10 protein-coding genes are annotated in these 8,417 nt (G+C 36.2%); 4 read left to right on the plus strand and 6 right to left on the minus strand.

The features are described from left to right. The coding region (locus DS031_RS23025) for a tyrosine-type recombinase/integrase (protein WP_142675814.1) at positions 1-310 on the plus strand (310 nt) is incomplete at its 5' end. A gap of 63 nt (positions 311-373) precedes the next feature. Here the strand turns inward: DS031_RS23025 and DS031_RS23030 are convergent. The 3 genes from DS031_RS23030 to DS031_RS23040 form a co-directional block, all read right to left on the minus strand. Next, a complete protein-coding gene (locus DS031_RS23030) occupies positions 374-667 on the minus strand; it encodes a helix-turn-helix domain-containing protein (RefSeq protein ID WP_113808506.1) in 294 nt (97 codons plus the stop codon). A 26-nt stretch (positions 668-693) separates the two neighbouring features. Then, the gene (locus DS031_RS23035) at positions 694-1,125 is read right to left on the minus strand and encodes a type II toxin-antitoxin system RelE/ParE family toxin (protein WP_113808507.1); all 432 of its coding nucleotides are present in this window, start codon (positions 1,123-1,125) and stop codon (positions 694-696) included. Positions 1,126-1,275: 150 nt separating this feature from the next. After that, a complete protein-coding gene (locus tag DS031_RS23040; protein ID WP_113808508.1) occupies positions 1,276-1,866 on the minus strand; it encodes a helix-turn-helix domain containing protein in 591 nt (196 codons plus the stop codon). Positions 1,867-2,272: 406 nt separating this feature from the next. Between DS031_RS23040 and DS031_RS23045 the strand changes: the two genes are divergently transcribed. After that, positions 2,273-3,547 carry a replication protein gene (locus DS031_RS23045; RefSeq protein WP_113808509.1) on the plus strand — a complete coding sequence of 425 codons (1,275 nt, stop codon included), beginning with the start codon at positions 2,273-2,275 and terminating at the stop codon, positions 3,545-3,547. Between the two features lie 1,404 nt (positions 3,548-4,951). On the opposite strand, the gene DS031_RS23055 is transcribed toward DS031_RS23045, so the two are convergent. From DS031_RS23055 to DS031_RS23065, 3 genes are all read right to left on the minus strand, one after another. After that, a complete protein-coding gene (locus DS031_RS23055) occupies positions 4,952-5,470 on the minus strand; it encodes a DUF3967 domain-containing protein (RefSeq protein WP_113808511.1) in 519 nt (172 codons plus the stop codon). Between the two features lie 239 nt (positions 5,471-5,709). Then, complete coding sequence (locus DS031_RS23060; protein ID WP_113808512.1) at positions 5,710-6,165, minus strand: hypothetical protein; 456 nt, start codon at positions 6,163-6,165, stop codon at positions 5,710-5,712. A 26-nt stretch (positions 6,166-6,191) separates the two neighbouring features. Continuing rightward, positions 6,192-7,196 (minus strand): DUF3231 family protein, encoded by a 1,005-nt coding sequence (locus DS031_RS23065; RefSeq protein WP_113808513.1) that lies wholly within the window; start codon positions 7,194-7,196, stop codon positions 6,192-6,194. 680 nt (positions 7,197-7,876) lie between these two features. Between DS031_RS23065 and DS031_RS23920 the strand changes: the two genes are divergently transcribed. Both DS031_RS23920 and DS031_RS23070 read left to right on the plus strand, forming a co-directional pair. After that, on the plus strand, positions 7,877-8,044 hold the full coding sequence (locus DS031_RS23920; RefSeq protein ID WP_181833299.1) for a hypothetical protein: 168 nt from the start codon (positions 7,877-7,879) through the stop codon (positions 8,042-8,044). Continuing rightward, on the plus strand, positions 8,037-8,417 hold a 381-nt coding region (locus DS031_RS23070; RefSeq protein ID WP_113808514.1), incomplete at its 3' end, for a tyrosine-type recombinase/integrase. The genes DS031_RS23920 and DS031_RS23070, both read left to right, overlap by 8 nt.

Below are 8,417 nucleotides of genomic sequence, written 5' to 3' on the forward strand. Positions count from 1 at the left end.
CGAGATTGAACGGTACACCCACCGTATGGCTCCATCCGATTTTTTATTTCCTTCACGTCAGGGAGATAAGCCGATCAGTCGCGTGCAGGCATGGAATATCATCAATGAGGCAGCGCGTGAGGCAGGCGTGCCGGGCCCGATTGGGACGCATACGCTGCGGAAAACCTTCGGCTATCATTTTTACCAGCGCACGAAGGATGTGGCGATGCTGCAGCAGATTTTTGGCCATTCCTCTCCTTCCATTACGTTACGATATATTGGAATCAATGACGACATGGTGGATGCAGCGCTGAATGAATTTTCATTATAACCGTTGTGAATAAAATCAAGAACCCCCGATGAGTTCATCGGGGGTTCTTGATTTTATGTTGTTTTATACTTCTACATAAGTGTTTTTGGAATCAGGATTTGTCCCATCAATCACGATAGGTATCCCTAACGCTTTTGAGATATCATATAGCGTATCTACACGAGGAATCGTTAAGCCGGCTTCAATCCGGCCAATCGTTGATTTGGGTTTCTTAATTAAATCAGCGAGCTCTTGCTGCGACATATTTAAATCTCGACGCTTCTTTTTGATTTGGGCAGCAATATAACCTTGATGCTGAAGCTTTTTAACATGTTGATCACCAACAATGTCACCATACTTTTTGAAAATATCACTCATCGTTACACATCCTTTCTTAAAGGAAATCAGTAAAAAGGATCAACAATACAATAATCTTCATAACAGGCTTCAGCTGGTTCAATGTCTTCACGATGAATAGCTCCATTGTACTGTTTGTCGAAATAATGCAGTAACACCACTTTATGATAATTATGGATGGCAAATAGAATACGATGATTTCCTGCTCTTCCTCCTGGTATCCCCCATCTATAAAAGTTATCGAACGTGACATTCATTTTTAAATGCTTAATGGAGGGAGGATTTTCATCGTCACTTTGATTTGTTTCTTCAGGTGGAAAAGGATCATGTTTGATGATGCTTAATTGTCGTACATAAATGTCTGTTATGCGGCACCAAATACCTTTTCTCCCCTTCTGCTGCACTTCCTGTCGTGCTTGTTCCACTAAGTAATCTTCAAATTCTTTGACGTTTCCTTCATAAATGATTTCATACGTCATAGGCTTCAACCTTTGCTATATAGTATTACCTTAATGATAGCATTTATGCTATCAAATGTACATATTTTCAATATTTTTTTGAATGATTCCGATAATCAGGTTTATGGTAAGTCAAAAACAGCCACCGTTTGCATAACGGTGGCTGTTTGATTAGGAAGAGTACTTTTTAATAAAGTCTTCTAATGCTAAATGCAGCACATCGGATTTGTTCACCTTTTCTCGTGTGGTAAACTCATCAAAAGCTTGTCCAATCGATTGATTGATGACAATAGTCTTTCTTGTTTTTTCTTCTTGTTTTAATGTTTTGATCCGTTCGTATAGTGCAGCATGATCATGGATTTGTTCTTTACTTTGAGAACCCTGTTTCCATTCTCTGATGATAGTTTTTAAGCTTTGGATTTCATCTTGTGTGAATGGAAGATGAATAACAGATGAAATGCTGTTCATTGATTCTTCACCTTCAGTAACCTCTGAATTACTTGTATTCACCTTTGATGAATTATTAGGTGAATTTGATTTCACATGAGATGCAACAGGTTTGTTAATCAGTTCTAATAAATTAGGATTGGAGGGTTCTTTGTCTGTTTTAGACCATTCCCAACGTCTTGAAGAATTGTTAAAAGTATAACCTAACTTTTTTAATTTACGCTGGATTGTAGTAGGGCTAAGATTTAAATGGCTGCAGATTTCTTTCATGTTTTCTCCATGATCTAGACGTTCAAGCAGTTCAGAAACAAGCATCTTTCACATTCCTTTCATCTTTCATTCATATGTATTTCATTCGATATGAAATGTTATTCACCTTTTTTATATTAATAAAAAGGTGCTATGCTGCAATGAAAGATAGAAATATGGATGGTCCTCCATTCATTGCAAAAGAAAGGCAGCTACCTATAAGGAGTCTATTAAAATCGTTAATCTTAAGATGAAAAAAAGAAGACTTAAGTCTTCTTTCGTCTAACAAGGTTGGTAAAAGTTTGATAGAATGGATATAAACATTCTAAACATGAGAAAAACCCCTATGCTTTGGCCGGCTCGGGGTTCTCTCAAAAAACGAAGGTATTCATATACCCTAAACAAATTCAATTGTGGTTTTATTTTACCATAGGGTGTATGAATCCTTCCAGTACTAAGGGAGGATTTTTTTATGGAAAATATAGATTGTTTAAAAGAAGCGCAATACCATGCTTGGTTTCATCATCATGATGCAGATGGCTGGATTACTATTGCGAAAAAAACCAAAAATGGCTTTAGACAATATCATTACCATCCGACAGAATTAGCTCATAAGCTTACGAAATGGATCGGAGAGGACGTTTATTTTAGTCAGAATACCTTTTATAAGCCCTTCCGTCGATTGGAGAATATACGGCAATTACGAGCGTTATATGTAGACATTGATAGTCACTTATTTAATTTTGAGCCTGATTGGGTCTTAGGGAAGCTGGATTTAGAGTTTTTTAAGACTGTACTGCCAGAACCCAATTTAATTATTTTTTCTGGACGAGGCATTGTTCTTATTTGGTTTATTGAACCAGTCCCACATCAGGCATTACCTTTGTGGCAGTCTATTCAAAATTACTTTGTCGAACAGTTGAAGGAGCTGGGTGGTGATACTAAGGCGATCGATGCTGCGCGTGTCTTTCGGATTGCTGGCAGTGTAAATTCCAAGAACGGTGAAGTAGTAAGTGCTCAATATCGTCATGATTATCGCTATAGATTACGCGATATCCAGCAAGAATACTTACCGGAATTAACCCCATCTCCTAAGAAAAAAGGTCGTAAACCGAAGATCCTTCAATTACATAATATTTATCGTCTTCATCATTCACGCTTACAGGACTTGATAAAACTTGTGGAACTAAGAAATTATGATGTTCAAGGTTATCGGGAACTAATTTGTTTCTTGTATCGCTATTGGAGCTGCTGCGTGCTGCAAGATACAGCTGAAGCATTACGTCATACGCTTGAATTAAACCAGGAATTTGTAAAGCCATTACCAGAAAATGAGGTTGTCCGAGCCACTCGATCGGCCGAAAAAGCATGGGAAGCGAAAAGTGATAAAAAAGCGAATGAGATTGCGAGATCCAAAGGCTATCCAGGGGCCGGTTATAACCTTCGCAACAGCAAAATTATTGATTGGTTAGGTATTACACGTGAGGAACAAGAACATCTTGCAACGATTATAGACGGTGTAGAAAAGCGTAGAAGGAATACGGAATATCAACGTACTAAACGACGTAAACACGGTATACAAAAGAGAGAGGATTATATTAAACAGCAGCATGATAAAACAGATGACAAGTTGTTTAAAGTTAAAGAACTGTTAGAACAAGGGCTGAAACAAAATGAGATTGCCCAAATATTAGAATTATCTAAGGGAAGAATTAGTCAATTAGTAAAGGAACTCAAAAAAGTTTAATGGTCTGTCAGCTTATATTATGGGTACGGAGTACCTGCCTGCTTATTGCAGGCTTTTTTAGTTTCTTTTTTTCTTTACTAGGAGCTTTTTTCTAGGTTTTTTATCTATCTAACTGACTTATGGATTATTAGTTAATAGTTGTATTCTACGGGTATTTTAGGGTTTTCTTTAGGTTATTAGGGGGTAAAACGTATTTACAGCAAGGCTTCCCCGGCCGTCTCCTTCAAACTTTCCACCTTTTCCAATCTTCGCTTGGAATCTCCTGACCTCACCCCAACAACATCACTTGGGATGAGGTCAGGAGAACAGGAGGAAAGGAAGGAGACGGCCGGGGAAGAGTGGTTAGTTTAGAGAGGATTAAGAGGTTGAGAAATAAAACTAGAATAAAAGATAGAGAAGATAAAAAAGATCTAAAAAACATACGTTCCCGTGACATGGTCCGTCAGCTTATATTATGGGTACGGAGTACCTGCCTGCTTATTGCAGGCTTTTTTCTCTCTGTACTTTTTTTCGGGATCTTTGGTATTTTCGTCTTTTCAGTTTGAGCATTTTTATTTGATTGGGGAATGTAGCCTCGTCGCGAGGTAGCGAAACAAGCGTTAGCGCGTTAGGATCTAGCAGCTACTCTTTTTGTTCTTATGTATTTATTTATGCTGTTCTTTCTTCAGGTTTAAAAACTCTTTAAAAAGCCTTTAAACTATGAAAATCCTTTTTTAAAGTTTACTTAAATAGTTTTTAAAAAATATTATTGTGGTTTGTGTAAAGAATTTATTTATATAACAGGGTTTTGACATTGAGAATAGTGAGCTAACCCGGCCCCGGACGAAAACCTAAATCGCTCCATATTTCCGCGATTTTTTCCTGACCTCTCACTAACAACATTATCGTTGATATGTTTTATAGTGAGAGGTCAGGAAATCGGTTTTCGTCCGGGGCCGGGTTTAAGTTTGATAAGTTGAAGGAGACTCTGTGTTCTTAGATTATTTTTGGATTGAGTAGGTAGAGAGAGTGAATGGGAATTTTGGGGTATGTAATAAGAGTTTAGAGAGCTAGATGAGTAATTTGTGTTGATTGGATGATATGGGGAGAGAGCAGTATGTGAATGATCGATGCAGTTTAGTGTTTTAAAGGTGATGTATAAAGGGATTTTTTATGAAAAGAGCGAGGTTGTAAAATGGAGTGTTTATGAGATGCTTATATTTTCGTTTTAAGCTTGTTTTCATTTTCTTGATAAGGAAAAAGTATTCGATTTGTTTTTTCGTAGTTTAAAAGGCGATTTCAGGGCTTGTATTTGAATTGAGAAGGAATAGGAAGCTGTTCATTGTTTCTTGAGGTATGGAAATTTCTTTGCTATCGCCAAAAAGGAACAGATCTTACGACCTTTATCCTTTTTAGCGATGATAATTATTTACCGAATAATTTTGCAAAGAATCCTTTTTTACTTTCGCTTGATTCTTCGAGTAAGAGTTTTTTTGTTTCTTGAACTTCTCGTATATGCTGCATGAGCATTTCATCACGCTTTTTATCGCGTTCTTCTAAAGTAGTTATGAGTTTTTCTATCATTTCATTTTGCTGATCAATTTTCTTTTCTAATTGTTCGTATCGTTCATCATATTGGGGATTTTGGGGTATATCGGGTAGCGATACACCTTGTATCGGTTTCTTTTCGTGCTTTGATACTACAACATTTGCAGCTTGTTCAACCGATATATTTGTTTTTTTTCGTAATTCTTTCAAATGTCTAATTACCATAGCGTCATTCTCTATAAAGATACGGTTTCCGTTTTCACCCTTGATAAATTGGTAACCGGCTTTTTCGAGGGTTTGAGCATATTTACGAACAGTAGGTTCTGCTATATCGATCATAAGGGCGATATCCTTTGTTGTATAAGCCTTTTCTGTCGTTTCTGTATTGTCAGTCATATCGTATCACCTCTGTTATGTAATTCGATACAAGGTGTCTATCATCCTTTATCATATCAAGGGAAAAAGCGATTTATCTATTTTTTACAACAAAAAGTCTAGAATCTATTTAATTAAATAGATTCTAGGCTTTTTGTTGGTTCCGAGAAGATCACATTATGGAAACTACATTCTTTCTTGTTTAACTAAAGAGCAGTTATATAAACAAAAACTATCCCCTTATTAAAAAAGGATGGTTTTTAAAGAATGTTATTAATGATTTTCTTAATAGTAATTCCAAACGCCACTCCAGGAAAAACAAACAACATTGGAAGCCAAACAGGACCCAATAATACTCCAAATATCACTAAGTTTGATGAAAAAATCAAACCAACTGTCACAAAAAACGCAGTGAATACATACGGAAGGAAAGAAATAGGATCTTTACCTCCACCAGCATCTTTAACGGCATCCCACATTGAAAAAAAGTACAAACATGGATAAAACATCAGCCACTGATAATTCGTATGTTTTATGGCATCACTAATTTCCCCGTGAAAACTCATAAGTATAACCTGATTGAAATTGGATTGTATATTAATCAGAAATTCAAGTACCAAAAATACTGTGCCTTTAAAATATTTTCCGTTTAAATACTGACCAAATCCAGGAAGTGCGATGCTCCATATTAGTTTTTCAAATATGTTTTTACTCACTGAACATACCCAAGCAATTATTTATACTATACTTCTTTTGCAATTTCTTTTCTATTAGGAGCAAGAGGGGGCTGTTCTAACCATTTATTTTGTACCATAATATTGAACCATTTTTTAGTAACCGTAAGATTTTTTAGAATGATACTTTCGTAAGTGGTTGCAAGATCTGTTCGCATGGCTGATGCTAGACCTGTCCCATGATATACCTGTCCAGCTTGGAACAAAAAACCAATATGATACAACATTAATTTATCGGAAAAAGGAGAGTCCGTTGAAGTTGTCACTTCTGTTTCCCACGACATAGGAACTGGCAAATTATCCTTGTGCATTATTTTTGCAAGGGTTTGTATTTGTCCGTCAGTCGTTTTCTCGGAATCCTCTAAAAATTTTCTTGCTTCTTTTGTTTGAGTGACTTGACTGAATGCGATAGAAAGAGTTTTAGTCATAATACTCTTTTTAAGGTTGAAAGAAATACTGATGATTTCTGTTGCAGTTAAACGTCTCCCTTTTCCGAAAAATCCATCTGTAAAATCTTGGCTAGAAATAAATTCAGGGTTCTTGGCAGGATAAAATAAAGGGTCTCTCTGAAAATGCCCTTTCTCAAGCAATAACTCAATTGTTTTATGGTACATTATTTTTCCGTCATTATCACATGAATCGTAAAAATCTCGTAAGTCTTTTCTAACAGAAACGCTTAATGAAGTGGTGTGTCCTAACAATCCATGTAAAGTCATGATATGTAAATAATGTAAGCAAAATATGTCAGTGAACAATCTCTCTGCACCTTTATTGAGGTCAGATTCAGTAAATCCAATTGGAACTGGAAACCCCTCGTTCTCCATAAAAGTTACGAGTTGTTTCTTTTGTTTTGCGAACGTCTTGATAGCATCCTCAAAAATATTTTTTATTGATTCATCTTCAATAATAGATAACATATATCTATTTACTACATCTGTCATTGTTCCGTTTACATATTCTCCCCACAGTGTTCCTACTTCGGAAGATGTAAGTTTTAATTTATTCTTATCCATATTATCACCTCTTGGGTATTATTTACAAATTAAGTAGAGAATATAAATTTCTTATTGGAATTTAACAAAAATGCTAAAATGTTAAGTCCAAAAGAGCCAAGATCAAACCTGACCTTGGCTCTTTTGGGTTATAAGAAGCAAAAATATATTCCCTTCAGTTTTTTCATAACAGAAAGTAATCAGCATATGATAAAATGTTGTGTTTTTTAAGAATGAAAGGGTGATGATATTGAATAAAGTGATTTGTTATGAAGGCTGCCATTATTACGTGGTGACAGAAAATGATTTTTATTATTTTTGTCTTCGACTCAATCAACGACATAAGTTAGATCAGAAATATGGGATTTCTCGAGTGAAGATACCCAAAACAGAAAGCGTAATGGTTGAAAAATAAGGGTTTATTTATACTTTTTATTTAAAATTCAACATCACCAATTCTAAGAATGAAATAGCGTGAATACAATAGATTACCCCTGACTTTTTTATTTTAATAGAGGCCGTCCGACAACGCTTCTTAGTTTAACAAAAGTGTTATTTTGTTAAACTCATCAACTTCATAAAAAAGCAGCCAAACCCTCATTAAACCAAGGGTTTGGCTGTTTGTCTTTAAAACGAAGGGTTTTTACTTTAACATATTGAATGTACTTGTATTACTGAATTTTACATATTGGAGGTTTGAAATGGATATTGAACCTGGCATCATCTCCGTGTTACTTGCAGCTATTGCCCCGTTACTCTTTTGGTTAATCATTGCCGTAGAATCAGGGTTTAAGAAAGTACAGAAACAAAATGAACAACTGATTGAATTATTAAAGCGAATGGAAGAGAAGGAGAATCATCATGCGTAAAAGAGCAGGAGCAAGCACTGTCGAACCGATTCGTGATCCGGAAAAGATCCGAGAGATGAAAGAATATCTTTTACATAAATCCTATCGTGATTATTTCTTATTTACGTTTGGGATCAACTCAGGGCTGCGCATCAGCGACATTTTACTGTTGCGTGCCATGGACGTCACGCACACGACGCATTTGAAGGTACGGGAGCAAAAAACAGGTCACATTCGCAAAGTGAAGATGCCGTCGGCCTTACAAAACGAGATTGAACGGTACACCCACCGTATGGCTCCATCCGATTTTTTATTTCCTTCACGTCAGGGAGATAAGCCGATCAGTCGCGTGCAGGCATGGAATATCATCAATGAGGCAGCGCGTGAGGCAGGC

The sequence above is a fragment of the Bacillus taeanensis genome (assembly GCF_003318295.1).
In the GTDB taxonomy this organism is placed as follows: domain Bacteria; phylum Bacillota; class Bacilli; order Bacillales; family UBA6769; genus Maribacillus; species Maribacillus taeanensis.